This is a genomic window from Nitrospira sp., from assembly GCA_024760525.1.
Classification (GTDB): Bacteria; Nitrospirota; Nitrospiria; order Nitrospirales; family Nitrospiraceae; genus Nitrospira_D.
On record CP060499.1, the window covers coordinates 2,100,295 to 2,125,878 of the forward strand.

At 56.7% G+C, this 25,584-nt stretch carries 17 protein-coding genes and 12 pseudogenes; 8 read left to right on the forward strand and 21 right to left on the reverse strand.

Features of this window, described 5'->3' with window-relative positions; translation table 11 throughout:
• Positions 1-19: 19 nt before the first annotated feature.
• The 5 genes from H8K04_09845 to H8K04_09865 all read left to right on the forward strand — a co-directional run bounded on the left by H8K04_09845 (position 20) and on the right by H8K04_09865 (position 4,144).
• On the forward strand, positions 20-679 hold the full coding sequence (locus tag H8K04_09845) for a DUF4412 domain-containing protein (GenBank protein ID UVT17801.1): 660 nt from the start codon (positions 20-22) through the stop codon (positions 677-679).
• A 10-nt stretch (positions 680-689) separates the two neighbouring features.
• The gene (locus H8K04_09850) at positions 690-1,589 is read left to right on the forward strand and encodes a hypothetical protein (GenBank protein ID UVT17802.1); all 900 of its coding nucleotides are present in this window, start codon (positions 690-692) and stop codon (positions 1,587-1,589) included.
• A gap of 37 nt (positions 1,590-1,626) precedes the next feature.
• On the forward strand, positions 1,627-1,863 hold the full coding sequence (locus tag H8K04_09855; GenBank protein ID UVT17803.1) for a hypothetical protein: 237 nt from the start codon (positions 1,627-1,629) through the stop codon (positions 1,861-1,863).
• Positions 1,864-2,125: 262 nt separating this feature from the next.
• A complete protein-coding gene (locus tag H8K04_09860) occupies positions 2,126-2,491 on the forward strand; it encodes a hypothetical protein (GenBank protein ID UVT17804.1) in 366 nt (121 codons plus the stop codon).
• 159 nt (positions 2,492-2,650) lie between these two features.
• Complete coding sequence (locus H8K04_09865; GenBank protein UVT17805.1) at positions 2,651-4,144, forward strand: GAF domain-containing protein; 1,494 nt, start codon at positions 2,651-2,653, stop codon at positions 4,142-4,144.
• A gap of 58 nt (positions 4,145-4,202) precedes the next feature.
• Here the strand turns inward: H8K04_09865 and H8K04_09870 are convergent, their stop codons facing one another.
• The 4 genes from H8K04_09870 to H8K04_09885 form a co-directional block, all read right to left on the reverse strand.
• Positions 4,203-6,260: an adenylate/guanylate cyclase domain-containing protein gene (locus tag H8K04_09870; protein ID UVT17806.1), complete on the reverse strand. Its 2,058-nt coding sequence runs from the start codon at positions 6,258-6,260 to the stop codon at positions 4,203-4,205.
• A gap of 228 nt (positions 6,261-6,488) precedes the next feature.
• Positions 6,489-7,766, reverse strand: a complete 1,278-nt coding sequence (locus H8K04_09875) for a FecR domain-containing protein (protein UVT14192.1) — start codon at positions 7,764-7,766, stop codon at positions 6,489-6,491.
• 280 nt (positions 7,767-8,046) lie between these two features.
• The gene (locus H8K04_09880; GenBank protein UVT14193.1) at positions 8,047-9,639 is read right to left on the reverse strand and encodes a tetratricopeptide repeat protein; all 1,593 of its coding nucleotides are present in this window, start codon (positions 9,637-9,639) and stop codon (positions 8,047-8,049) included.
• Between the two features lie 188 nt (positions 9,640-9,827).
• Positions 9,828-10,895, reverse strand: coding sequence for a P-loop NTPase (locus tag H8K04_09885; protein UVT14194.1), 1,068 nt, complete (start codon positions 10,893-10,895; stop codon positions 9,828-9,830).
• A 293-nt stretch (positions 10,896-11,188) separates the two neighbouring features.
• Here H8K04_09885 and pyk point away from each other — a divergent pair, with 293 nt between their 5' ends.
• Positions 11,189-12,637, forward strand: coding sequence for a pyruvate kinase (gene pyk / locus H8K04_09890; protein UVT17937.1), 1,449 nt, complete (start codon positions 11,189-11,191; stop codon positions 12,635-12,637).
• A gap of 16 nt (positions 12,638-12,653) precedes the next feature.
• On the opposite strand, the gene H8K04_09895 is transcribed toward pyk, so the two are convergent.
• Positions 12,654-14,981: a 6-phosphofructokinase gene (locus H8K04_09895; GenBank protein ID UVT14195.1), complete on the reverse strand. Its 2,328-nt coding sequence runs from the start codon at positions 14,979-14,981 to the stop codon at positions 12,654-12,656.
• A 483-nt stretch (positions 14,982-15,464) separates the two neighbouring features.
• Between H8K04_09895 and H8K04_09900 the strand changes: the two genes are divergently transcribed.
• Both H8K04_09900 and H8K04_09905 read left to right on the forward strand, forming a co-directional pair.
• On the forward strand, positions 15,465-16,940 hold the full coding sequence (locus H8K04_09900; protein ID UVT14196.1) for a B12-binding domain-containing radical SAM protein: 1,476 nt from the start codon (positions 15,465-15,467) through the stop codon (positions 16,938-16,940).
• A gap of 76 nt (positions 16,941-17,016) precedes the next feature.
• Positions 17,017-17,403: a hypothetical protein gene (locus tag H8K04_09905; GenBank protein ID UVT14197.1), complete on the forward strand. Its 387-nt coding sequence runs from the start codon at positions 17,017-17,019 to the stop codon at positions 17,401-17,403.
• A gap of 18 nt (positions 17,404-17,421) precedes the next feature.
• Here the strand turns inward: H8K04_09905 and mtnA are convergent, their stop codons facing one another.
• The 16 genes and pseudogenes from mtnA to H8K04_09985 form a co-directional block, all read right to left on the reverse strand.
• Positions 17,422-18,453, reverse strand: a complete 1,032-nt coding sequence (mtnA, locus tag H8K04_09910; GenBank protein ID UVT14198.1) for an S-methyl-5-thioribose-1-phosphate isomerase — start codon at positions 18,451-18,453, stop codon at positions 17,422-17,424.
• Positions 18,454-18,633: 180 nt separating this feature from the next.
• The gene (locus H8K04_09915) at positions 18,634-19,323 is read right to left on the reverse strand and encodes a hypothetical protein (protein ID UVT17938.1); all 690 of its coding nucleotides are present in this window, start codon (positions 19,321-19,323) and stop codon (positions 18,634-18,636) included.
• A 159-nt stretch (positions 19,324-19,482) separates the two neighbouring features.
• Positions 19,483-19,779 (reverse strand): annotated as a pseudogene (locus H8K04_09920) (calcium-binding protein).
• Positions 19,753-20,022, reverse strand: a pseudogene (locus H8K04_09925) (calcium-binding protein). Before H8K04_09925 ends, H8K04_09920 begins: the two co-directional pseudogenes overlap by 27 nt.
• 162 nt (positions 20,023-20,184) lie before the next feature.
• Positions 20,185-20,517, reverse strand: a pseudogene (locus tag H8K04_09930) (hypothetical protein).
• A 180-nt stretch (positions 20,518-20,697) separates the two neighbouring features.
• Positions 20,698-20,916 (reverse strand): annotated as a pseudogene (locus H8K04_09935) (hemolysin).
• A gap of 102 nt (positions 20,917-21,018) precedes the next feature.
• Positions 21,019-21,261: pseudogene (locus H8K04_09940) on the reverse strand (hypothetical protein).
• Positions 21,241-21,450, reverse strand: a pseudogene (locus H8K04_09945) (hypothetical protein). The pseudogenes H8K04_09940 and H8K04_09945 overlap by 21 nt, the downstream one beginning before the upstream one ends.
• A pseudogene (locus tag H8K04_09950) lies at positions 21,451-21,786 on the reverse strand (calcium-binding protein).
• A 12-nt stretch (positions 21,787-21,798) separates the two neighbouring features.
• Positions 21,799-22,092, reverse strand: a pseudogene (locus H8K04_09955) (hypothetical protein).
• A pseudogene (locus tag H8K04_09960) lies at positions 22,066-22,362 on the reverse strand (hypothetical protein). Before H8K04_09960 ends, H8K04_09955 begins: the two co-directional pseudogenes overlap by 27 nt.
• Positions 22,363-22,539: 177 nt before the next feature.
• Positions 22,540-22,977: pseudogene (locus tag H8K04_09965) on the reverse strand (hypothetical protein).
• A gap of 75 nt (positions 22,978-23,052) precedes the next feature.
• Positions 23,053-24,132 (reverse strand): annotated as a pseudogene (locus tag H8K04_09970) (hypothetical protein).
• A pseudogene (locus tag H8K04_09975) lies at positions 24,109-24,513 on the reverse strand (hypothetical protein). The pseudogenes H8K04_09970 and H8K04_09975 overlap by 24 nt, the downstream one beginning before the upstream one ends.
• Before the next feature lie 2 nt (positions 24,514-24,515).
• The gene (locus H8K04_09980) at positions 24,516-25,247 is read right to left on the reverse strand and encodes a hypothetical protein (protein UVT17939.1); all 732 of its coding nucleotides are present in this window, start codon (positions 25,245-25,247) and stop codon (positions 24,516-24,518) included.
• 59 nt (positions 25,248-25,306) lie between these two features.
• Positions 25,307-25,528 carry a hypothetical protein gene (locus tag H8K04_09985; protein ID UVT14199.1) on the reverse strand — a complete coding sequence of 74 codons (222 nt, stop codon included), beginning with the start codon at positions 25,526-25,528 and terminating at the stop codon, positions 25,307-25,309.
• Positions 25,529-25,584: the final 56 nt, after the last annotated feature.

The window sequence follows — 25,584 nt, forward strand, 5'->3', positions numbered from 1 at the left end:
CATACAAAGGAGAGCATCCATGCACATACGTCTCTATTCATGGTTAATCATCGTGGCAGCAAGTCTAATCTTGGCTGTCCCCACGTTTGCCGGTCCCGGCATCAACGCCGAGTACTCGGCCGAAGAAGTCGTCGAGACGGCCGATAGCATGTCGAAGACCAAGGTCTATTCGACGCCCACAATGGAGCGGCGGGAAATGAGCGAGGGCGGGCAACAGATGATCGCCATCACCCGGCACGACAAGAAAGTCGTCTGGAACCTGATGCCGGAAGAAAAAATGTATATGGAGATGTCGATCGGACAGAGCGCAGCGAAAAAAGAAGAGAAGACGGATCTTTCCGCCTACAAGATCGAGCAGACGCCGATGGGCCAGGAGACGCTGAACGGTATCGTCATGAACAAGGGAAAGATGATCATGACCGGCAAGGACGGTTCAAAGATGGGCGGTTTCATGTGGACCACGAAGGAAGGCATCATCGCCAAGATGGACGCCCTCTCCGTCGAGAAAGGCAAGAAAGACCGCTTCAAGCTGGAGATGTCGAATCTGAAAATCGGCAAACAGCCGGCCGATCTGTTTGAGATTCCCAAAGGCTATGAAAAGATGGATATGGGGGCTATGGGAGCCATGGAAGGTATGGGCGACATGGGCAATATGATGAAGGGTATGTTCGGCAAATAAGGAGGCGGTGATGCACAAGAGACAGTTAATCGCTGTAACCATCGTCACTGCCTTCGCCATCGGAGCCATTCCCGCCTGGGCGGATGAGTTGTGCCCGGAGCCGGCCAGGAAAGCCGAGGCCAAGGCCGCGCTCGCGAAAGCCCAAGCCCTCCAAACGGGCGGAAAGCTCCATGAAGCCTGGGACACGGCCGTGAAGGCGGACGCCGACTGCGCCGATGGCGCCGATGCCTTGAAGAAGCAAATCGGCCGAGCCATCGGTGCGGAGGAAGAAAAGAAGAGCCGGATCGATGAGGCCATCGACTGGTACCAGCGGGTGAACGCCGATGCCGATGCCACCCGCGTCATCAACAAAGCGGCGGGAGACCGCTCGGACGACGTGAAGTTCATCGGACGAGCTATCGAGTATTTCCGCTCCAAAAGCGACAAGGGAGGCGAGCAGAAAATGCGGGACATCGCGAAGGGCAACGTCGAGAAACAGTTGGCCCAAGAGGCGAAGCAGTTTGCGACGCAACTCAAGGAGTCGCACAGCTCTTTGCAGAAGGCGCAGGAATGGACCTATTATGCCCAGTCAGGGCAAGACAAGGTGAAAACCCGCGCCCAGCAGCGGGGAGATTTCTACGCCAAGGAGGACTCGCGCACAGCCTTGAAGAAGGCGATCTCCTACTACTTTGTCGGCAGCCTGGAGGAGAAAATCAAAAGCGTCAAAGCCAAAGCCGCAGGCTTGGGCAAGCAGGCGGAAGCCAAAGGTGAACCGGAAGTGGCGGCGGACTACTATATGATCGCCGATCAAGGCGACAAGGCCGAAGCCGTCGGCAAGCAGGCTGAAGCCGCCAAGCAGAAGGCGGAAGAGGGACGGAAAAAGACGTTCAAGAAAGACCAGGCTGATTTGGAGAAAGAACTGGGGCTCTGAATCTGATGCCGGGCACGCCTTGAAACGGAGGTGTGCGATGAAGCGATTGTCGACCATGATGTTCATCGCGTTGGCGTTCGTGACGCCAGCCTTTGCCGAAATGGGCATGGAGGCTGAAAAATGCCTGGATACACGCAGCGCGAAGCAGGCCGAGGCGCAACGGCAGAAGAATGAGGCGATGGCGAAAGCCAACGCCGCGATGAGCAAACACCTGACGGAAGCCCAGCGCAAAGCCCTCGGCCTCCCGCCGGCGGGCAGTCCCTCACCGAAGTAGTCGTCCACTCTGATTCCTATTGGTGCTGTGACCAGCATCCATCCGCTGTGGGGTGATGTGTCCGCTTGTTGAGCCGTTTTCGCCATCTTGACTCTTGGCAGAGCGGGGGCCATGCTGATGCTATCCCGGAGGTTTCCATGAAACCGGGGTAGCCGCCTTCATTCTTCATCTATGCAGGGCCTGCCCGTCTACTGACACCCTCAATGGTCGTGTGCCGATGAGGGCGTCAGTAACTCTTCTGCCTCTTAGCCAGGGGGGCGCCATGAAAATCTCAACCATAACATTGCCCGTAACCGCTGTTGTCCTGTTGACGGTATCGCTCGTGTTCGCTAATCCGGCCATGCTGCCGAAACACCCCGGCTACCCGATGAACAAGGCCGTCGATCCCGTGTTGGGTCAATCACTCGCCAACGATCCAGGCCAAGCCAATGTGAGAATCAATGAGGCTCTGACCAACGCAGCGGTTTTCGACGATGCACGTTCGAAACAGCATCTTCCATTCAACCAAAACGACGAACGTCTGTTAGAGAAACCTGGAGCAGGACTGCTTCCAAAGGTGCAAGGTCCAAATATCACCATTGACCCACCCGTGAAGGAAGGCACGAAAGTGATGGCCGCACCGGAATAGCGATTCCGCAGCATAGGCGTAGCGGCCGCGTGCGAATTGTCGTTCAGGCAGCGCATGGGATGCATCTCAAACACCGCTTTTGCGTGCATTGCCACCATACCGTGTTACAGTTGGCAGTGGCTGCCCACGTCTGTCGCAGCTTAGGCTCTTGATCATCATATGGAAAACCCGATCCTTCGACAGTTTCAGGACATCAGTGCGCTGCTCAATTCAAGCCTCGATCCCGCCGCCATCCGCAAGCGTGCCATCGAAGCCGCGACACTGCTGATGGATGCCGAAGCCGGTTCGCTCCTGCTCCTGGATGAAACGACGAACGAACTCTACTTTGACGTAGCCCACGGCGAAAAGGGTGCGGTCATTCAACGGGCTCGGCTACGCCACGGACAAGGTATCGCATGGCACGTCGCGCGAACCGGAGAACCGATTATCATCAACGATGTCCAGCGTGACACCCGGTTTTTCCGCCAGGTGGACCAGGTCAGTGGATTTGTGACGCGCAACATGGTCTGTGTCCCCGTGACGGCTCATGGGCATTTGCTTGGCGTGCTGCAGGCCATCAATCGCAAGCACCACAAGCTCTTCAGCGAAGACGACCTCCAGAACTTCATCGCCCTGGGACACCAAGTCGGCATCGCGATCGAAAATGCGAATCTGTACGAGGAAATCCACCGGTTGTTCGAAGGCTTTATCTCGGCCAGCGTGCAGGCCATTGAAAGCCGTGATCCCACCACAAGCGGACACAGTCAACGCGTGGCGGCCCTGACATGCGGGCTGGCAGAGGCCCTCGGTCAGTCCGACTCCGGACGCTATGCAGGCGTTCGATTCACGGCGGATCACATCCAGGAACTTCGCTACGCGGCGGTGCTGCACGACTTCGGAAAGGTCGGCGTGCGGGAGCATGTTCTGCTGAAGGCGAAAAAACTCTATCCACTGCAGCAGGAGCTCATCAAATCGCGATTCGATTTCATCAAGCGGACCCTGGAAGCCGACACGTTGCGCCGAAAGCTTGCGGTGCATGAGGCGAACCGAAGCCGAAAAACGCACACGCTGCTGGCAGAATTGGACCGACGGTTGGCGGAACGGATGAAGGAAGTCGATGAATTGTATGCGTGTATTCTGACATGCAATCAACCCACGTCCATGGCTCCGGCACAAGCCGACAAACTCAAGGCGTTAGCCTATCGCCGGTATCGTTCGTATGAAGGGCCTCGCCCGTTTCTGCTGGAAGATGAAATCGCCGCATTGACGGTCACGCACGGAACGTTGACTCAATCCGAGCGGCAGGAAATCGAGCGGCATGTCACGCACACCTTCGAATTTCTCTCGAAAATCCCCTGGACAAGAGCCCTCCGCAATGTGCCGTCCATCGCGTGGAGCCATCACGAAAAACTCGACGGCAGCGGGTATCCGCGCGGACTATCCCACGATCAGATTCCGCTTCAAGCCCGCATGATGACGATTTGTGATATCTATGATGCACTCGCGGCCTCAGATCGGCCTTACAAGGCTGCCGTCGAACCTGACATTGCCGTCGGCTACTTGGTCAAGCAGGCACACGAGGGGAAACTTGATGCAGACCTCGTCCGGGTGTTTACGAGTCAGAAAATCTATCTGATGACTCAACCCCGCGCGCCTTTGCGTAAAGCTGCATAAGCGATCATCCCTCCGGCTCCTCCGTATCCCATTTGTTGCGGTTCTTACCGATCCCCGCTCAACTAGCGCGGGCTTCACTCTGCAGATATTCCGACCCACCGTCTGATGACTGGGCTGCATAGACGGTGACAGCCTCCTGACGTCCTTTCACCATCACGGCTTTCAACGGGGTAAGCAGAATGTCATATTGGTCTGGGTGAGTTGTCAGTCCCTCTGGATTCGGCCCTGATGTGAGACGTGATGCCGTCGATTCGCTCAGCAGAATCGGATGACCCAATGTCCTCGTCAAGCCTTGAATGCGGGAGGCTAGGTTGACCTGGTCTCCGATCATGGTGTAGTCGATTTTCTTCCCTTCCGCTCCAATATTTCCGACGACAACCATTCCTGTATTGATGCCGATGCCATTGTCGAGGACGGGTTTCCCCGATCTCTTCCACATGCCTTGCAATTCCACCAATCGAGCGCGCATCTCCAAGGCGCATCGCACCGCCGAGTCGGCATGGTCCGGTTGATCAATCGGGGCTCCCCAGAAGACGACGATCTCGTCTCCCACAAACTTGTCGAGTGTGCCGTCCCATCGAAAAATGACCTCGGTCATCGCAGAGAGATATTCGTTGAGTTGTGCGACGACATCTTCTGCGGAATGCTGTTCGCTATAGGTCGTGAAGCCGACGAGATCGACGAACATCATGGTTAATTCTTTTCGCTGTCCTCCCAGGGTGGCTTTGGACGGACAGGCCACGAGTTCCTGGACGATCCGGGGGCTCACGTACCTGGCAAACATGGAGTGGATTTCACGCGCCTGACGTTCCTTGAGGACATAGTTGAGGACGGTTGTCGCCATGAATACCGATCCAATGGTCAGAGTGGGCATCACAACCGGGAGACACACTCCATGGGTAACCAACACTCCTTGTGCGGTTCCCGCATATCCGATCCCGATCGCCGCGGTCAAACACGTTCCATGAAAGGCACGTACTCGCGGCAACGTGCCGGCCAGCACCAATCCGAACAGAAGGATCAGACCGAATTCGATGGGACCGGTCCACAGTCCGGCGGTCAGAAACCGTTGGTGGAGGATGTTTTCGACGACTGTCGCGTTCTTTTCAACTCCCGGGAAATTGGCGGAAAATGGCGTGCTGAGCTGGTCGTAGGTACCCAGGGCAGCCGTTCCCACAAGCACAGCTTTCCCTCGAAGCAAATTGGAGGGCACTCGCTGATGGATCACATCCGTCGCGGATATCCATGGAAATCGAAGGTCACGCCCGAGGTAGTTGATGAGCATGCGGAGCTTCTGATCCGTCGGGACGATGATGTTCCCAACCGTCACTCCCTCCCCGAGGAGCAGCGCCATGCGGTCCCGTGGCTGATTGAGATACAGCCGCGCGACCTCCAACGCGAAGGACGGCAAATAGGCATCTCCATGTCGCAGGGCGAGCACCTCCCGCCGTGTGACACCATCGTGATCCGGCAATCGATAGACATGCCCAAGTCCTGTGGCCTGTCGGGCAAATCTGTCGAGTGGTGGAAGGATGGCCGCAGCCTCATACAGGATGGATTCTTCGGCCGATTTCGTGTGCCTGACGATCATAAACTCGCTTTGTTTGAGGGTTTCAGACACAACCCTGGTTGCAGAGGTTAATGAGCCGGCAGCTTCGCCTTCCGGCACAAAAAGGGGCAACGTCAGGACGATCTTGCCCGCCTGAGCCATGCTATTCTCGAAACGTTGATCTGTGTCCAGCGCGTTGAGGTGTGTGCGTAACGAGTCGAACACGCGGTCGCCGAGCCGTCCTTCTCGTCGTTCGGCACGCGACCAGCTCTCCAGATCGCGAATCGCGGTAGATTGTTCCGGCTCGGCGTAGATGATATCGATGCCGATGACCGCCGGCTGTTGTGCGCCGATCCGCTCGATCAGAAGTGCCTGCGTGTCACGAGCCCATGGCCATCGGCCGATTTCCTTGAGACTCTTCTCATCGATCAACACCAGCGCAATTTCTTGTCCTGGGCTGCGTTCCCCCCGGAGTCTCAACTGAAGATCCAACGCGTCATTATTGAGTCGCACGAGCGCATTGGGAGCCAACCATGACAAGCAGGCTAATCCAGCCGTTATGGTCATTCCCAATACAATACCCAGTCGAGATCCAGTCTTTCTGCCGTTCCCACCTGAAGAATTCACGAGATCATTCACCGTTCATGGCCAAGGAGAGCAATTGAGGGCACACCGCGAATCCCATTGTGCCTGGCTATGCCGGAAGAACAAGACAATTGATGCAGTTTGCACTGTGGAGTGGCGGCGGTCTTGATCCCACTGGATCAAGACCGCAACCCGGCCATTCATCGCAGCTTATTGGTGCAGCAAACTGAGAGTGCCGCTGATGACGGCAGGAGGGGTCGTCAACACTGTAGTCACAAGAGGTGTCACAGGAGCGACGAGCGGGGAAATGACGGGAGCAACGGGCGCAACAATAGTTGTGATAACCGGAGCAATCGGCGCCACAACTGTCGAGATCACCGGGACTACCGGGGCCACAACCGTTGAGACCACCGACGTCAAAGGAGCCACGGACACGGTCGTGGACCCCACAGAAAGTGATCCTACAGAAATCGTTCCACCGGAAGCGCTCCACGTCGCCACAGAAACGGATCCGACGGTCAAAGACCCGTTCAAAAGTGTACCGGAGGTTCCGGTCGTTGTCGTTCCGCTGTTATCCCCGGAAGACCCAGGAGTCAACGTGGCCAAGGTGGTCAGCGATCTCAACAAATTGGCATCGACACTCAGCGCTTTAAGTGCGTGTGCCGGCAATTCAACGAGTTGTGCATCCCGCAAGGTCGTCAGATCAACTGCCCTCAATGCCTCGGCCAGCCCAACGGGAGAAGACACGTGCATCTGCTCGACGACTCCGCGAACACCTATCTGAGCAGAACTTGCTTCCTGGCCTCCATCGATCACTCGTGTTGAGACTGATGTCGTGACATTGTTTCCAGTCGACCGCGAAGCAGAGCCGGTGGTTTCGCCAAGATGATGCGGCACCGGAACGGACGGCGCCCTGCCCTCTTCTGCGATCGAAAAGAAGCCGGGATCGACGGCCACCGTGGATCCGCCCGAAGTAAATTCGACACGCCCCTTTTCGCCGATGTTGATGATCCCCGACTGGCCGTTTGCCACCCACACCGTGAAGTAGGTCCCTCGTGCCGCCGCGACCGCCGAAGGGGTGTGGACCTCGAATTTCGATCCATTGGCCTTGAACACTTTACTCACCAATGCTCTGACCTGTCCCTGCATGAGCTTCACGATCGCCCGCCGCACGTTCTGGTCGGGATCATAGACGTATTCATTGATCTCGACGCGGCTGTTTTCTCCCACCGTCAGCATACTGTCGTCCTGGAAAAATGCTCTTGTGCGGGACTCGTTGTGCGTCTGGATCACATCCTTGAACAGAACCGTGTCATGCAGTGTGACCGGAAGAGCGCGTGGCTCGCTTGGATGGGTCACACTGACCTGGCCAATGACTGCCGTATAGAACCCGATGCCTTTCTCTGTGCTTTCTGAGGCGAAGGCAAGGGAGGAAACGGACATCAGGCTTATTCCGACTAACCCCTGAAACAATCGATGTATACTCATGACGCGATTCCCTCCGTGCTGAGAAACCATGCCGTTTGCGGAATCGGAGTTCCGAACTTTCGTCATGGGTGAGAATGGCAGGAACCGTACCGAATCCTCGTTTTTCCAGAGGATGTCGGTGCTTCTCCAACTAGTTGACAAAGCTAACGTTTACGCCTTACCGATTTCTGAATCCCCCCTCAAAAGAAGTACACTTTTAGTAATAGTTTCAATTAGTTATGGGTCTATATTCGTCACCAAGGGCGACAAATTGCGTAATTAAGAGGAACGGCGGTTAGGGCTAGAATCGGCTACTGAGGGTAAGGGAAAACACGTTGCGGTTATAGTCGAAGACTTGCAGATTGGATTGATCCCTCGTGTAGTTGTAGTCGGCTGAAATCGAGAGCCAATCGGTGAGACGTCTGCCGATTGACGCAGTGACAAACATGATGTTGTCGCGCCGTTTGATCATCCCATTGGAGGAGAATGAATTCGGGTTGTCGTAGTCCAAATGGTAGTAATCGAATGCGAACGTCGATCGAATGGTCCAGAATTCCGGCAGGCTCAATCCGACCGACAGACGATGCGCCATATACGCCCAATCGGCGTGGGACTGCACGCCGGGTGTCGCGACCGACGGACTCCCGCCGCCTGTACGGTCCGTATCGAATGTGTATCCCATCCGAACATGTCCGGTCCCGTCAGAAAAATAGACGTATTGCGTGATACCTGCCAGCCAGTTGGTCCCGTCTCTGAAAGAGTTTCCGATGAAGCGATCGTCCTGGAAGTTCTTATTCTGATACCGGATCTGAATTTGGGTAAACAGGCTGTTGCTCTCCGCGAAAGTGATGATGGGTTGTATCGCATGGGTGAAGAGAAACGGATCCTGGCCGACCCGCACGTAGTCGAAAGCATACTGCAGCCGGGCCGTGACCATCCCAAGCTGCCGCTGAACGAAAACGGACGGTGCGTGATCCTGGATGTCGAACGCGGTCAATTGTTGGTGGAAGCTCTGATAAAAGCCGTACGCAACGCCGGCTGTCCAAAGGGATGTCTGAATCGGCCGATACTCACCGCGCGCATAGATGGTCGTGCGGAAGTCGTCTCTCTGGGAAATTCCGGTCGTGCCGCCGGGCGGCTGAACGCCGAGAGGAAGCAACACCACGTTGGTATCATACTGGCCGCTGGCGCTGAGGCTCAGATCCCACTGTTTGACTCCCTTGGGAACGGCGGACCGTTGCTGCAGGATCGCGCGGGCGGTGCGGGCTAGTTCGGACTCAGGCCCCCCCGCCGAAATGGCTGCTTCCAGTTCTTTCTGAGCCTGATCAAGCAGACCTCGTTCATAGTACGACATTCCTGTGTAATAGCGGACTGTCGGCGTCAGATCCGGGCTGAGCGCCATGGCCCTCGAGAAGAGGGCGGACGACTGGTTGAATGATTTCAGTTCGTGGGAAACGACGCCTTGATAAAAGTAGACGAGCGGATTTTGAGGATCAAGCTGTTGAGCGTGTTCCAGTGATTCCAGTGCCTCGCGATATTTCCCAAGTTGGCTCTGCGCGATGGCGAGTCCCAGCCAAGATTGAGCGCGTACGGTCTCGCCGATCGTCAAGTTCTGGAACAACGCCTCGGCTTCACGGTACTTCTTCAGGCGTAACCATGTCTGTCCAAGGTACTCAGCCGCCTCTGCATCGTTCGGCATGGCCCGACGGGCTTGCTCGAAGAAATCTGCAGCTTGCTCATAGTGTCCACGTCCGAACTCGACCACCCCTTTGGTAATACTGAAATCATAGGTTTCATTCGGAATCTGGGCCCAGGTAACGGGTTTGATCGCGAACCATATCACGCACACGCAGAGGGCCCCAATACCGTTCGCGAATCCACTTCGTCGTTGCATGGTAGATGTCTAACGCAAAGACCGAGCTCGGATGTGTTCTTCAACTGCTTTGTCTCAGGCAGATTAGCAAAGCACTTGTTGCAGTCAATGAAATGCATGAATTCAGGTGGCAGATACATTGACAACCGGACATCCGGCGCGAGTATGGCGTGGCGGCCTCGCCAAGAGCCGATGGTGACGATATGGCCTTAGGCGACTAACCCGCTGGGGTTCTCGACAGGATCTGCACAGTCAGGCGGCCTCAATTCATACGCAGATGATGGGGTCTCGGGCGTCGATGGGTTGGAAGAGTGGAAAGACAGAGTCACTTCCGTCGTGAGCGAATTCGTCCCGTCTTCACTTGCTTGTGTCTTCTGCGTGTCGCCACTTCCGGCACATGCTACGACCAGTCGCTCGACTGCTGCAGAGACAGCCATCAGACCTTTCGCGGCCGAGGACTCAGGAGCGGCTTCGAGGACGGGCAGAAACTTTCGAACGGCCTGGCTCACGGCCGGGTCATCGGGGATTTCACCGAGCAGCATGAGGTCACCGCCCACATATTCATGCAGAATCTTGCGAAGGTAGAGGACGTTGACTTGAGAACGGCCGGTGACGCGATTGATGATAAGGCAGGGACGGAACGATTGTAATGCCGAGGTGGCCGCGTCGCGCCCCTCGCTGTCGGCGGCGTCCGCAACCTCCATAACCTCTTCCACGCTGGTGAAGTCCCGGTTTGAGAGCGCCTCAGCCATAGAGCTGCGCGCGAGAAAGCAGGCCAAGACACGGCGGATTGCAGCTAATTTGATGAATCGGTAAAGGTCCAGTACCGAGGTCGGCTCTGGAGTGGCCACAGCTAAATGGATGTCGGCCATGAGAAAGAAATCCAGGGAATGGTAGTTCGTGCCGGCCCCAATGTCGATGACGACCACATCAGCCTCGAGATCCTGGAAGTGCTTCATCAATCGCTTTTTACGGGCATACACCATATTGGCTGTTGCCAAGGTATCGCCGGTACCGGCAATCAAGCGGAGGTTCGGGTGGAACGTCACGGGGATCGCAACCTCCTCCAACCGGGCAACCCGCTTGTTCAGAAAATCCGTCAGCGTCACCGGTGGATTCAACTCCCCGAACATGATGTGGGCATCGGCCCCACCTACGTCGAGGTCCGCCAGGAGAACGTTGCGTCCGGTCTTTGCCAACGCCAAGGCAAGGTTGGTTGAAACGATGCTCTTGCCCACGCCGCCTTTGCCGGATGCCACTGAGATGAGGGTCGCCATGGTGTCTGCCGTTTCGTTAGTGGGAAGAGGGGCCCTTGGAGTCTTTCGGAATGCAGACTCTTGTGATGACGTCATTGTACGGCCTGAGGGCCAAAAGAAAAGAAAATGCAGGATTGTCGCAACGAACGACGTCCCGTTCACCTTACCCTGCGGTGCCCTGCGCTTGTTGGGGAAATTCCAACTGTGAACCGCGATAGCGGTCAATCTCCGCTAACCGCTCATCCAATGAGTGAATCTATGGTATCCTCTCTCGTTCTTGGTGGAATCCAACGGAGGTGATGATCGGGGTGACTATGCGGAGAGCCAAGATCGTCTGCACCATCGGCCCGGCCAGCGAGTCACCTGAAATCCTCGATCGGCTGATCGAGAGCGGGATGAATGCCGCCCGATTGAACTTCTCGCACGGAAGCCATGCCTCGCACGCTGTTGCCATCGCGGCTATTCGTCAGACAGCGGCACGCCGTGGTTCGGCGGTGGCGATCATCCAGGATCTGCAAGGTCCCAGAATCCGAGTGGGGCTTCTCCAGAAGGATGGGATCGAGGTCACGTCCGGCCAGAAGGTACGCCTTGGTACACCGGTTCGGTCCGGTGAACAAGGGCATGCTCAGAACGTGGTCTCCCCTTCTATTGCCGAAATTCCAGTGACGTATCCGATGCTCGCGCGCGATCTTCGCGTAGGCGCTCGAGTCTTGATCAATGATGGGCTGATCGAACTGCTCACTGATCGCATTATGGATGATGCTGTGGAGTGCACCGTCATGACCGGCGGCAAGATTACTTCATCCAAAGGCATCAATCTGCCGGATACCGCCGTCAGCGCGCCTACGCTGACCAAGAAAGATCGGGAAGACATTCTATTTGGCATAGCACAGCGTGTGGACTATCTGGCGCTTTCCTTTGTGCGTGGCCCACAGGACATCGATGAGGCTCGGACGCTATTGGCGGAGTACGGAAGCGGCATCCGGATCATCGCCAAAATCGAGCGACCCGAGGCCGTTGCTTCATTGGACGAGATCTTGGAACGAGCAGACGGTGTCATGATCGCGCGTGGAGATTTAGGTGTGGAGATGGGTCCTGAAGCCGTGCCGGTCCTCCAGAAGCGAATCATTGCAGAAGCCAATCGCCGACGTCGCGTGGTCATTACCGCCACCCAGATGCTGGAGTCAATGACGAATGCCATGCGTCCGACCCGCGCGGAAGCCTCAGACGTTGCCAATGCCGTCTTCGACAGCAGCGACGCGCTTATGCTCTCGGCTGAAACAGCCATCGGTGCTCATCCGATCGAAACGGTCCAAGTCATGGATCGCATTATCCGAGCAGCAGAGCAGGAAGCCGAACCCAACCTGATCCTTAAGCGCCAAACCGACTTGGAAAACCTGTCTTTTCCGGAAGCCATCTGTATCGCTGCTTCTTCCGCGTCCAAAGCGGTGGCCGCACGCGCGATCGTGGCCTTCAGCGAAGGAGGAGCCACCGCCCGATTGATTTCGAAACAACGTCCGTCATCCCTCATCATCGCATTCACGCCGTTTGAGCCGGTCAGACAACAGATGGCGCTCTATTGGGGCGTACGCCCCTATACGATGCCACAAATTGAGCAGACCGATGCGCGAGTGGAAGAAGCGGAACGACGAGCGAAATCGGAAGGGCTGGTCAAGACCGGGGAAAAGATCGTCATCTTGTCAGGAACCCGCGTAGGGCAAGTAGGGGGGACTAATCTGATCAAGCTGCATGAGGTGAGGTAGTGTTGTCCTGACGATCTCAACCGTCAATCATCCGAGTCTCCTGTCCATGCATGCGCGAAAAGATTTCCCAATCGAAGGGTTTGGAAGTCAGCGCGTGTAATGGAATGGTTTCAATCGAGCCCGACTCGCGATAAGCGACCATGCAGCCGACGATGTCGTCCGGCTGTTCCACTAGACGTCTCACGGTTTCGTACGCCAACTGTTGTGCGATGGCTTTGTCCTCCGGTGTCGGAGGGGCCCCACGAAGCGTATGTCCCAGAATTGTTGCTTTAGTGGCGGGAGTGAGCGGATAGTGGCCCGGCTGCGGACAGACCTGCGGCCATTTCGAAATTTCACGGGCCACATAGTCGGGCAATCCGTGGATGCCTCCATCAGGGTGGTGTTGATGGGGAGTCCGCTCGGCGACAATGAACAAATGGCTCTTGTTGGGTACACCCAACGATCGTTTCAGGGTTCCAAGAATCACGTCATTGATGTAGGTATCAGGGTCCGGATGTTCGTTGACCAATACCCCTTCCGCTCTCGCCTGGTAGGCACATGCCAACGCAAGGTGACCGGACCCGGCACCCATCAATTCGACAAAGAAGATGCTGCCCATCGCGGAGCTCGTGGCCTTGAGCGATTCGATGGACTGATCCGCCAGCCGAAGGGCCGAGTGGAACCCCAACGAGACGGTCCCGCGAATGTTGTTGTCGATCGTACCGGGGATCCCTGCCACTTGGACACCGAACATTTCATACATCGCACGCGCGCCGCGTAAACTTCCATCGCCTCCCAGCACCACCAAGGCGCCATCGCGCAGATACGGCTCCAAATTGCGGACGGCTGCCTGCTGTACCTGTTGGTCCTTGAAATCCTCGAACCGGCTGCTGCCGATCGGGCTGCTGGGACGGCTGCCCATCATGCGCGTGTCCTGTTCCGAGACCTTTTCAATCCAGTTGTTGGCCAACCCTAGAAACCCGTGCCGTACGAAATAGACCTCCAGGCCGAACCGGTTGCCGGTCACCCGCAACTCTTTCAACGCCGCCCCGCCGCCCGCAAAGTCGCCGCCCGAAACAAGCGCCACCAACCTCTTGATCTGTTTCGGCTTGAGTGTCACCCGATCCCGTCGTTCTTTCTCCACTGTCAACCAGGCATCCCGTTCCGTCCGCTCGCGTTGCGACAACCCAACCGCCGTCGAGTAGCCGGACAACTGTCCGTGCTCATAGGTCAACAGCACGACATTGTCTTGCCCTTCTTTGTATTCGCCGAACTCGGCGAATGCCTCACTGAACGGCCGGGGATCGAGAAAAATCACCAGCGCCCGCAACGTCGAACTGTGCGTATAGAGACAGGCGACGGAACCGTGATGCGCAGACGCGAGCCGATGCACCCCGTCTACGACGTGCACATAGGTGTCGAAGAAGGAATTGCCGCCCGGATAACTGTAGAGCGGATGTTTGATGAGCTTCTTGGCCGTCGCCTCATCGACGCCGAACGCCCGTGCCGCGGCTTCAACTTCGGCCGTCTTCTCGATGCCGGTCGCCCATCCGAAGTCTTGCGATTCGAGAGCATCGGCTTGCTGCGGCGCAGACACCTCCGAATTGCCGGGCGCGAGTGCGGCCACCACTCGATGATACAGTTGGGTTGTGTTTGGGCTTCGGCTGACCAGGTGGATGAAGGTACGCGGGTCCAGATAATTGTGGACTTGCAGATAGTCGAGCTGTTTGCCCACTACTCCGATAATCCTCGCCAAGGCCATTCCGACGGCGTCCGCCTTGACAATCCCCCGCTCCGGATCCAGACGATTGGCAAGCCGAGATCCGACACGATGCGTCTTACTCTCTACCTGGGAGACACCGTGCCGCATGGTGAAGAGCAGCGTCCGCTGCCCCAGATCTCTCGGCAGCAGCCAAAACCGATCATCGCCGAGATCGAGGAGGATCCGTCCCTCCGCCAGCTGCGGTGTCAGTTGTGTACGGGGAACGATGGCCACCGGTCGGCGGACCGTTGGTTTTTGACTGTGTCCGATCGGGGCACGGAGGAGCGGTGCAAGCTCTCCCCCCGCCAACAGTTTGTTCCACGTGGCAAAAAAGACCAACGCGTCGCCGCCACAACTCTGATCGATCACCGTTTGTCGAGCCGCCTGATATTCAGTTGCATCGGCAAATCCCTTATGGGCGCGCTGGACCAACGACAGGATGGCCGACATAGCCGCTTCGGCCCGCTCGATTCGATCCGAACTCGCCGGGGCCGGAGGTGGAAGCGTGGGATCGCCGATGCGTGGCAACCGCATCAAGGCTTCTCCATACGCAACCAGCTTTTCAAGCGTGACAAAATTCAACGTGGCGGCCGAAGACGGCATGATCACCCAGGCGGCAGTGAGGATACAAAACGAACGTCTACCTTTCTTGAACCTTCTATAAGACGATGTCAAGCCGGAGCGGTCAGTCGAATGCGATCGAATACGAGCGTGTGAAATGCGGAAGCCCATGCATGCGTGATTGAAGTGCCGCGGGGATCAATGTGTCTGGATGGTCCACCAAGAAAAACACAAGAGCGGGACGGCAAGACTAAGTAAGGTACAGGAAGTTCGACGATTCAATCAAGCACCTTTCCATGGTGGTGTTCAACACTGTTGATCTCCCGTTTTCGACAGGCTAATCTTTGGCAAACACAGAGTATCTGTTTCTTATGCGATTGACCGCCTCAGCCGTGAACAATTTTATCAATGTTGTCGGAAGCTAGGAATTTCCCGAGTCCTCTTTTATGAATTGGCTTGGTACAAGGACGCATGCAGGAGGCAAACCTTAACAAACCTTAGTCACAACTTCTGGAGGATGATGCTATGGGGCACTACAAGATCGGTCTCATTATTCCGCATCCCGAAGATCAGAAATGGGACTCGGTCTGGAAGTTGTTCCGTACACCCAATCTCAATCTCCCTACCCTCGCCGCGTTGATCCCAGAAGACGAATGGGACATTGAGATCCAAGACGAGATTGTCGGTCCCCTCGACTTCACTCGCGATTATGATTTGGTCTTTATCACCGTCACCACCGTCGTGGCCATCCGGGCTTATGAGGTCGCCCGACTCTTCCGCGAGCGCGGCGCCAAGGTGGTGCTCGGCGGTATTCATCCATCGACGATGCCTGATGAAGCGGTTCAGCACGCCGACGCAGTCGTGATCGGGGAAGGAGAGCTGACTGTGCCGAGGCTGATCGAAGACTTTAAGAAAGGCAAGATGCAACCGCAGTACCGCATGCCGTACATGGTAGAAAAATGGGATGACAAGCCGCCCCGCTGGGATCTTTTGCCGCCGGGCTATATGTTCCGCGATGCGCTGACGGCGACCAGAGGGTGTAATTACCGCTGCACATTCTGCTCTATCCATTTGGCTTTAGGCGGTGGTCAGTATGGGTTCCGGAAAAAACCACCGGCCGATGTTGTGAAGCTCGTCGAGAAGATGAACGGGCCGATGGTGATGTTTTGGGACGACGACTTGCTCTCCGATCCGGCCTATACACGAGAGCTCTGCCAGGCCATGAAGCCTCTCGGAAAGAAATGGATGAGCCAAATGAGCGCAACCTATGTCGCGCATCATCCCGAGTTGCTCAAGACATTGAAAGAGTCCGGTTGCTCGGCGATGTTCATGGGAATCGAATCCATCAATCAAGATTCACTGAAATCCGTCGATAAACAAAATCAGGCGAAGCTGTATGAGGAGATGATCAAGCGCATTCATGACCAGGGAATCGATATCCACGCAGGCTTTATCTGCGGCTTGGACCATGAAGATGTCTATGACTTCGAGCGCACCGCAGAATGGGCGACCAAGATGGGATTGGCAGGGGCACTCTGGCGCATCATGACTCCCTACCCCGGCACCAAGCAGTTCGCCGAACTCAAGGCGGCCGGCCGTATTCTCACCGAGAACTGGACCGCCTACACCGGCGAGCATGTCGTGTACAAACCGGCCAAGATGACCGTCGAGCAACTGTACTGGGGCCACAAGTGGGCCAAAGGACAATTCTATTCGTTTCGTTCCATAGGGCAGAGAGCCGTCCAGAGGGCATCCCAAAACGGCTTTGGTGAACTACTCAACATCACCGGCTGTGGGTTGGGTTATCGCTCCATGTTTCACCTGGCGGCGGACTCTGCGCCCGTCAACGTGTATCGGGATATGGATCACTTACCGCCTCAGGAGGAGCCGATCGCGTACCGGTTCCCCTATCCGCCGAAGAAACGGTTCAGCTTTATCACCGATCGCCTAGATCAGGTCCGCTCAAAGATCCAACCACGACCGCGGATTAATAAGTGTTGAGCAAGAATCAGCCGGGTCCTCTGTTCGTGAGGACGTGATCGTGTATATGTCCCGGTCAGGTTCCTGGTTTGCCATAATGATGCTCACCCTGGTGCATCAACCCGTAGAAGCGGGGTGGCTGGCAATCGATCAGCAATACCAATCACCAGGCCTCCAAACCGTGTACGTCGATCGCGACAGCGTCCGTAGAGAAGGCAACCTGGTAACCCTTTTGGCGTTGATTGACTGGAACTGGATGCAGGGGAATAGATCGCCGACCCGATTTTATTCCACCAGGCTCACCAAACAGTTTGACTGCGCCGAGAAGCAAGTTCGGACCCTGGCCGCCACAGACTTCTACGGCCACATGGGAACCGCTCACCCGGTTGGAGGTACCGGTCTATCCAGTGAAGGACACTGGTCCACCATCCAGCCGGAAAGCGTCAATCAAGGTTTGTGGGAAGTCGCCTGTAGAAAGGGGTAAGCGTACGAATCCGATCTCTTATCTGGTGAAATGTTCACCAATCTCACGAGGTTTGAAGACACCTCGCTCGGTGATGATCGCGGTAATGAGGTCGGCTGGGGTCACATCGAAGGCCGGATTGTAAACAGCGACATCTCTTGGTGCGACCGGATGGCTGCCGTGAATCATCGTCACTTCTGACGGATTCCGCTGCTCGATCGGTATCTGCTCGCCGGATTTCGTCTTCAGATCGATGGTCGAATACGGAGCCGCGACATAGAAGGGAATGTTGTGCGCTTTGGCCAACACCGCGACTGAATAGGTCCCGATCTTATTGGCCACATCGCCATTCGCCGCAATTCTATCGGCTCCGACCACACAGAGATGGATTCTCCCCTGCTTCATAAGTGTCCCGGCCATATTGTCGGTAATCAGCGTGACCGGTATCTGATCTTGCATCAGCTCCCAAGCCGTCAGTCTCGAACCCTGAAGTACGGGACGAGTTTCATCGGCAATCACTTTGATTTTCTTGCCTTGTTCCCATGCAGCACGGATCACCCCTAAGGCTGTTCCATAGCCGGCCGTCGCAAGCGAACCAGCGTTGCAGTGAGTGAGAATCGTCTGCCCATCTAGAATAAGTTTGGCTCCATGCCGGCCCATGGCCTTGCAGAGCTCGATATCTTCTTCAAGTATAGCTTGAGCTTCACCAATCAGTGCGTGCTTTATGGATGCGATGGGATGAGCCTGTAGCGACTCAAGTTTCCGTCTCATCCGTTCAATGGCCCAAAAGAGATTTACCGCAGTCGGCCTCGTCGAAGCCAGATCATCGCAAATCCTGTGGACCTCCTGCGCGAAGGTAGGATAGTCCGCTGCTTCGATTGTTTGAGCACCGAGGGCAACACCCAAAGCGGCCGTCACGCCGATGGCCGGTGCCCCACGCACCTTCAACGTGCGGATGGCATCCGCCACTGTCCGGTAGTCACGGCAGTCGAGAAACTCCACCTGCTCCGGAAGCCGTGTCTGATCGAGCAGACGGACACTCCCGTTTTTCCATTCAACGGTTGGAACCATAGAGGAATCTTCTAGCGGGAATGGAGAAGGAGTGCAAGTCCTTATAAGCGGTGACGGCTGACTTCCAACACAGTGATCATCGCAGCAATCAAGCCGGCTTGCTTACATGAACCTTCTCAAGATACGCTGCCTTATGATCACACTATTTCCCTGATTATGGTCCCTTAATCAGCTTCCTTTTTACTGCCAGCTGGCGGCCAGGACGGCCTGCACGTCCTGCGGCCGCTGGTCGATGGCTTGATCCCAGGTGAGCCCCGATTGTTGCGTGAACGCCGCCATGGCCTGAATGAGTTGATCGACTTGCGTACTGAGCAACGTCTGCCCAGTGCCGGCCTGCATCATCTCCGTCTGATTCGTCGGGCCGCTGTACCAGTTCTGAATCGTCACCTGGTCGGTGCTCCCATGAATCGCCAGGCGCAAATTATTCGCCTGGCGGCTGATGACTAGATCGAGCGGGGTGATCATCGCGCCAAATCCCAGCGTATCCGAAGTCCCCGCGCTATCGACGACCGTGTCTTGGCCACCCCCGCGACTGTACCGGTAGGTGTCATTGCCGCCCAGCCCCGTCAAGACATTGTTGGCGGCATTCCCTGTTAGGATGTTGTTGAGGGTGTTCCCCGTCCCATTGATCGCACTGTGGCCGGTCAAGGTCACCTGCTCGAGATTCGAGCCCAAGGTCCAGGTGACACTGCTCTGCACGGTATCGGTCCCCTCATTCGCATTCTCCGTCACGACGTCTCCAGTGGTATTGACCACATAGATGTCGTTCCCCGTGCCGCCACGTAGCGTGTCGCTCCCCAGGCCACCATCCAGCGTGTCGTGGCCGGCTCCACCCGTAAGAATATTGTTGGCACTGTTGCCGGTGAGCACATTGTTGAGCGTGTTCCCCGTCCCATTGATGGCACTGGTCCCAGTGAGCGTCAGGTTTTCCACATTCGAGTTTACGGTCCACGTGACCGCGCTCTTGACCGTGTCGGTGCCCTCATTGGCTTGCTCCGTCACGATGTCGCCCGTGGTATTCACGACATAGGTGTCGTGGCCCGTGCCGCCGCGCAGGGTGTCGCTCCCCAGCCCGCCATCCAGCGTGTCGTGGCCGGCCCCACCGGTAAGCGTGTTGTTGGCGCTGTTGCCCGTAAGTATGTTGTCGAGCGTGTTGCCCGTGCCATGGATGGCACTCGTCCCGGTCAGGGTCAGGTTTTCCACGTTGACGCCGAGGGTATAGGTGACGACGCTCTGAACCGTATCGATGCCGTCATTGGCCAGTTCGGTGATGACCTCACTCGCGGTCTCGACCACATAGGTGTCATCGCCGGCGCCGCCGGCCATGCTGTCGCTGCCCGTCCCGCCGTTCAGCACATTGGCCGCACTGTTCCCCGTGAGCACGTTGTTCAGGGTATTGCCCGTCCCATTGATCGCCGCCGTCCCGACCAAAGTGAGATGTTCAATATTCGCCCCCAGGGTGTAGGTGATCGAACTGTGGATGGTGTCGGTGCCTTCATTGGAGTTCTCCGTCACCTCATCGCCGATCTGATCGACGAGGTAGAGATCGTTCCCCACCCCGCCTGCCATGCTATCGAGGCCTGTGCCGCCATCTAATCGGTCATTGCCGCCATTCCCCGCCAGCTGATCGTCCCCGCCGAGCCCGAACAGCTCATTCTCGGTGTCGAACCCCGTGAGGGTATCGTTGCCGCTGGTGCCGGTGACCACGCGGAGACGACTGATGATCTCCGTCTCCCCCCAGATGGTCCCATCGGCGAACTGAATCGCGCCGATCGTGGGAGTCCGAAGGCCGGGCTCGATCAAATAGTTCTCCACCGTGAGCTGATCGGCTGTGCCGACAATGTTCATCACCAAATGGGTGCCCTGTCCCTCAAACGTCACCTCAGCAGGCGCCACGCCGGCCTGCATGTGGATGGAATCGATAAAGGTCGGCGACGCATAGGTCTGCGTGCCGGTCTGAATCACATCCTGCCCGTAGTCTCGTCCGAACACATAGAGATTGTCCCCGAGCCCGATCAGCGTATCGTTGCCTTGCCGCCCATCCAACACGTTGGACCCGGTCATCCGGTTGTCCTGTTGGTTGCCGACCAGATCGACCGCCCCGGAGAAGAAGGTATCCTCGCGCAATTCGATATGCTCCACGGCCTCAGGCACCACAAAGGATCCGGGGACCGCGATGCGGACCGTATCATTGCCTTCTCCAGCAACCTCGACGATCACATGGCCCGTCCCAAAGAGTTCATACAGGTCATTCCCGGCCCCGCCCACTAAACGATCGGTCCCGAGGTCGGCGCTCAAGCGGTCATCGCCGGCACCGCCGTCGAGCACATCATTTCCCTCCGACCCGAACAGCCGATCATGGCCGGCGCCGCCCTCTAAAATGTCGTCACCAGGACCGCCGTCCAACACATCGTTCCCCTCTTCCCCCAGGAGCGTATCCGCGCCGGCCAGGCCGGAGACCACATCGTTTCCCGCACCGGCGGCCAGGTGATCGATGAATGCCGTCCCCGTAAGGGTCTCGCTAGTGGCCGTTCCGCTTTGGTGGAATCCTCGCCCGATCAGCTGGCTATAGGTAAGCACGGTCCCATCGGCCCATTCGAACGTGTCGATGGGATGCGCGCCGGTTGGGACCGTCACGCCGAAGTTGGTGATCCGCACCGTATCCCCGGCCGTGCCCATGTGAAGGACCAATGTATCGCCCACCTCCATCCCCAGCGTCACCGACCCGGAGTCGCCCCCAAAGACCAGGCGATTACCTTCCCCCGCCGCCTCCACGATCGTATCGGTGCCGTCGCCCTGATTGAACATGTAGGTATCCTGCCCCCCACCGCCGACGAGCGTATCGTTGCCGACCCCGCCCGTTAACGTATCGTTCCCAAGCCCGCCTTGCAGTTCGTCATCGCCCTCTTCGCCGTCCAGCCAGTCGTTCCCGCCAGCAATACTCAGATCGAGCGGATCATCGCCAAACAGTGAATCATTTCCTGTTCCTCCAAACAGCGTATCGGCTCCACCGCCGCCTTGAAGGTGATCTGTTCCCTCTCCCCCATCGAGCGTATCGTCACCTGCTTGCCCCTGAAATGAAGTGGCTTCGCCAAAGAGTAGATCGTTGCCTCCCCCGCCATACAACACATCGCTCCCACTGCCTCCTTGTAACTCGTCGTCTCCCTCATCTCCGAACAGGACATCGGCCCCTACAATTTGCGGATGCTGATCGTTGTCGCCCACGAGGAGGTCATTGCCGAGGCCACCGACTAAGATATCGTCCCCGCACTCCCCAAGCAGCTGGTCGTCCCCGGCTCCTCCGTCGAGAAAATCGTTCGTGCCTGTGAACACCTCAGACCCATCGGTATCGCCATAGAGCAGGTCGTCTCCCTCGTTGCCAAACAATGTATCAGCCCCCACATCACCAAACAGGATGTCGTTGTCGGCACCACCGGCGAGAACGTCATCGCCGCGCTGCCCATAGAGCACGTCGTCACCATCGCCCCCCTCCAGCACATCGTGACCAAACTCTTCCAGGACCGCCTCGTCGGTCCACGGGTCCCCCATTTGATAGATGCCATCGTCTGTCCACCCGCTTCCCACATAAAATTCTCGTTTGTAATCGCCGACGAGGACGTCGTTTCTAGCACCCCCCATGAGCGTGTCATCACCCCCATCGCCATACAGCTCATCGTCCCCGGCACCGCCATCCAGGAAGTCGTTCTGCGCCCTGGTGACATCGAAGGGGACCGGGACCTTCAAGTACTGGGGCACTCCTGGACCAGGAACTTGATAATGAATGATATAGTCGCCTCGAAGGACATCGTTGTCGTCACCCCCAATGAGCACATCCGCGCCATAATCGCCATAAAGGAAGTCCCTCCCGATTCCTCCATCAAGGAAGTCGTCTCCCCCTGAAGGCACCACATAAAAAGGAACCGACGTATCGCTGTCACCCATGAGCGTGTCGTTTCCCGCACTACCAAATAGGCGGTCATTGCCCGCGAGGCCGGAGAGGCTATCATTCCCATTTTCTCCATCCAAATAATCATCGCCATCCAACGTATCGACGTTTTCGACCCAATAGTCGCGGATGCCACCGACAATCCAATCAGGGCCGTCTCCTCCATAGACCCGATCGTGCCCGAAACCCGCTACAATGTGGTCACCCCCGCCATACCCATAGACTCGATCGTTCCCGTCCATGTCACTGACGGCGAGAATATTGTCCACATATTCCGAACCATATAGGAGAATGTTGACGAGATTTTCGGTGGGATAATCGGAGACCGGACCATCTGGTTCCAACCCGGTTTCCCAATAGTATCGTCTGGTATCCCACCCATTGTCATACGACGGCGTCTCCGGCCCCTCAAATAACTGAATCCCGAACTGCCCGCTTTCAAAGTTCTCGTTAACGGTCAGGATCTGCGTGCCGTTCAGCTTCACGACGAGATCGCCCCCTGACAGCTCGTATTTGATCGTGCCATCTGCGCTTTCCCAATCCGTGTGTCCCGCCTTCTTCACGCCCCCCACGAGCATCCGGCCGTTGACGAAAATCGCTCCCGTGGCATCGGCGTCCTCAATCCGATCGTTCCCATCGCCCGTCGAATAGTAATAGGTGTCGAAGCCTGTTCCGCCGAGTAAGGTGTCATTGCCCCCACCGCCATCCAGTGTGTCAGCACCAGCATTGCCTACCAGCAGATCGGTCTGGGTGCCTCCGGTCAGCGTATCGACCCCCCGGCCACCCACCATGAATGCCCCGCGGTTCTGGGTGTCGGTTGCATCCATCCCACCCCTAACCGCCTGTACATACCAGTCCCGCAGCGTGGGCAGTAGCGACTGAATCAGCTGGCGATCGGTATTGGTAAAAGCGGATGAGTTGAGATAGTTCTCAAAGTACAGGGTGTAGCCCTTGGCGTCGCCGAGCGTGGTGGCCACATCGGCCCGATCAAAGTGGACGCCGCCACTACCAATGTCTGCCGTGGCAAGATCGGTGAACAGTTCCTTACTCGCGTTCGTGGCATTAACGGTGTCCTGGTAGTACAGCTGCATGGCAAAAGCGATCAACGTCTTGCTGACCAAATTCGTAGCAGGCGTCGGACCATCCGCCATCGTCAGTCCCCCATCGTGGGCCAGTTTCCACAGATCCTTGGTGAACCGCGTCACCATCGCGTTGCCCTGTTCATTCTGGACCAGACGCTCGAGGAAGTTTCGATTCTGAGGGTCAGTGGTCGGATGCGCAAACAAGCCGCTTGAAAAGATCATCCCCATCAGATCGGTGAGTTTGGCAGTGACGCCGTTTAACGTCTGTCCTGACACGGAGGTCTGCATACTCTGGAGAAATGCGGTCAGCAACGCATGCGAATGCAGATCGCCCCCGGACACGCCCGGAGCATCAGTCGGGAGATAGGTTGGCAGACCAATGCGGTTCGCCAGGACATTCCAGGGCACCCCAGCGAGAAATTCCCCTTGCACGTTGATGCTGCTCACCAGGTCAGCGTTTGGAATTCCGCCACTGACCGCACGGCGTTGCAGAAAGTCGGTCAGTCCGGCCAAGGCCGTTACGCTGTAACCACGGGTAAGCAGATCGGAGAGGAGTGTCTCGGCGACATTTGGGAACAGGCTTGGCGTCGCCGAGTTGGCGAATGGTGCTTGATCGAAGGTCACCGCCTGTTTGCCGAAGAACACACCCATGAGGGCCGCCAACCCGCCACCGAGGCTATGACCTGTGAACGTAATGGTGGCGCCAGGATTAGCCGCCTGAACTCGCAGATAGTATTCGGCCGCCTGTAACAACTGCACAGAGCCTATACCGGAGGCAAGCAAGATATTGGCCGTGTTGTCTGGACCCGGCGGTAGGATGCCGTCGTTAGGGTTGGTGCCTGCGAAGGAGATCACGATCTCATTGCCGCGCTGAAAATACCCAGCTTCAAAGCCAGTGACTTGATCTCTTTCCCTTTCTTCTGGAGGCTCTAACCAGCCATAACCACTTAGGACCGGGAACCAATTCTTTTCGGCACGAGTGGACTGATACGCCCGACCAGCCATCAATGCATATTCAAGTTCCGTCACCATGGTTACTCTCCCTTTTCCTTAAACAACGTGGCACAGGGACATCGCTCCTTCGGCACGTTCCTCTTTTCACAATACTTCTCACAAGCACTGAGTGAAGCCTGTCTCTTAAACCACCCCAACCCAATCCACCTACCTTTTCCGGTATCAACCATTTCGCCACACTGGCTTTGCCCATGCTCCTTCACCGGTTCTCGCAGGATCGTTTGGTATTCAGGCTCGGGAATCTCATGATTGCGTTGCCGAACGTGCTCCGCTGACACGACATGCAGGTGGACCATCTCTTTGACATATCGTGAATCCAAGCTAATCGCCACGTTCATGGTAATGAATTCGACAGGAACATCTGCAAGTGGAATACGCTGCCAAGCTTTGCCGTTGTACTTGAAGAACACATAGGGCGGATTGGGTCGGCCCCACTTGTTGTACGAGAGACACAAGTTTGGTTCCGCAACGATGTAGGGCGTTCCATTCAAAACATGTACGGCCAATAAGTGAAAATTGGTGCGCCCGAGGTCTTCCCCATATTCGCTGGTCCAGGTGATACGCTTGGCCGACCCCGGCGGCGTGAAGGTAATGGTATGTTCCTTGATCGGCGATGGCTGGCCGATTTCGCGGCTCCCACCATAGGTTTGTGAACGTGTGATGACCATCTTGCTGCCGTCATGGAGCAGCACCTCCTCTCGCCAACTGTCTCCGCCAAAGCCGAAAAGACCAGCCTCGACACTTCCGCTCACACCCGCAAACACCACCAGGCCAATCGTTTGAACAATTCGTCTCACACGCTGTCGGCTACTCAAGCTGCTTTCCTTTCCCTCCGAAATCCCGAAGCTGCAACATTGCCACCGCAGAAACGTTTGCTTCTTTTCCAATCGATGCGATTCAGGAAGTTCCAAGGCATCCCGGATAAGAGTTCCCCGGCCATATTGATGCTGTCCACCAAAGTGACGTTCGAAATCTCACCCACAGGCACAGCAGCGCGGAGCACCGCAATTGGCTGGTCTTTCATTTCACTCATGCGTGGATTCCTGGAATGATAAATGAGGGGAGATGGCCTAGCTGCAGCTTCGTGAA

Excerpts from the sequence above, each read along its gene's own strand:
- H8K04_09845 (UVT17801.1), top strand. The coding sequence starts at position 20 with ATGCACATACGTCTCTATTCATGGTTAATCATCGTGGCAGCAAGTCTA.
- H8K04_09850 (UVT17802.1), top strand. The coding sequence starts at position 690 with ATGCACAAGAGACAGTTAATCGCTGTAACCATCGTCACTGCCTTCGCC.
- H8K04_09855 (UVT17803.1), top strand. The coding sequence starts at position 1,627 with ATGAAGCGATTGTCGACCATGATGTTCATCGCGTTGGCGTTCGTGACG.
- H8K04_09860 (UVT17804.1), top strand. The coding sequence starts at position 2,126 with ATGAAAATCTCAACCATAACATTGCCCGTAACCGCTGTTGTCCTGTTG.
- H8K04_09865 (UVT17805.1), top strand. The coding sequence starts at position 2,651 with ATGGAAAACCCGATCCTTCGACAGTTTCAGGACATCAGTGCGCTGCTC.
- H8K04_09870 (UVT17806.1), bottom strand. The coding sequence starts at position 6,260 with ATGACCATAACGGCTGGATTAGCCTGCTTGTCATGGTTGGCTCCCAAT.
- H8K04_09875 (UVT14192.1), bottom strand. The coding sequence starts at position 7,766 with ATGAGTATACATCGATTGTTTCAGGGGTTAGTCGGAATAAGCCTGATG.
- H8K04_09880 (UVT14193.1), bottom strand. The coding sequence starts at position 9,639 with ATGCAACGACGAAGTGGATTCGCGAACGGTATTGGGGCCCTCTGCGTG.
- H8K04_09885 (UVT14194.1), bottom strand. The coding sequence starts at position 10,895 with ATGGCGACCCTCATCTCAGTGGCATCCGGCAAAGGCGGCGTGGGCAAG.
- pyk (UVT17937.1), top strand. The coding sequence starts at position 11,189 with ATGCGGAGAGCCAAGATCGTCTGCACCATCGGCCCGGCCAGCGAGTCA.
- H8K04_09895 (UVT14195.1), bottom strand. The coding sequence starts at position 14,981 with ATGCCGTCTTCGGCCGCCACGTTGAATTTTGTCACGCTTGAAAAGCTG.
- H8K04_09900 (UVT14196.1), top strand. The coding sequence starts at position 15,465 with ATGGGGCACTACAAGATCGGTCTCATTATTCCGCATCCCGAAGATCAG.
- H8K04_09905 (UVT14197.1), top strand. The coding sequence starts at position 17,017 with ATGATGCTCACCCTGGTGCATCAACCCGTAGAAGCGGGGTGGCTGGCA.
- mtnA (UVT14198.1), bottom strand. The coding sequence starts at position 18,453 with ATGGTTCCAACCGTTGAATGGAAAAACGGGAGTGTCCGTCTGCTCGAT.
- H8K04_09985 (UVT14199.1), bottom strand. The coding sequence starts at position 25,528 with ATGAGTGAAATGAAAGACCAGCCAATTGCGGTGCTCCGCGCTGCTGTG.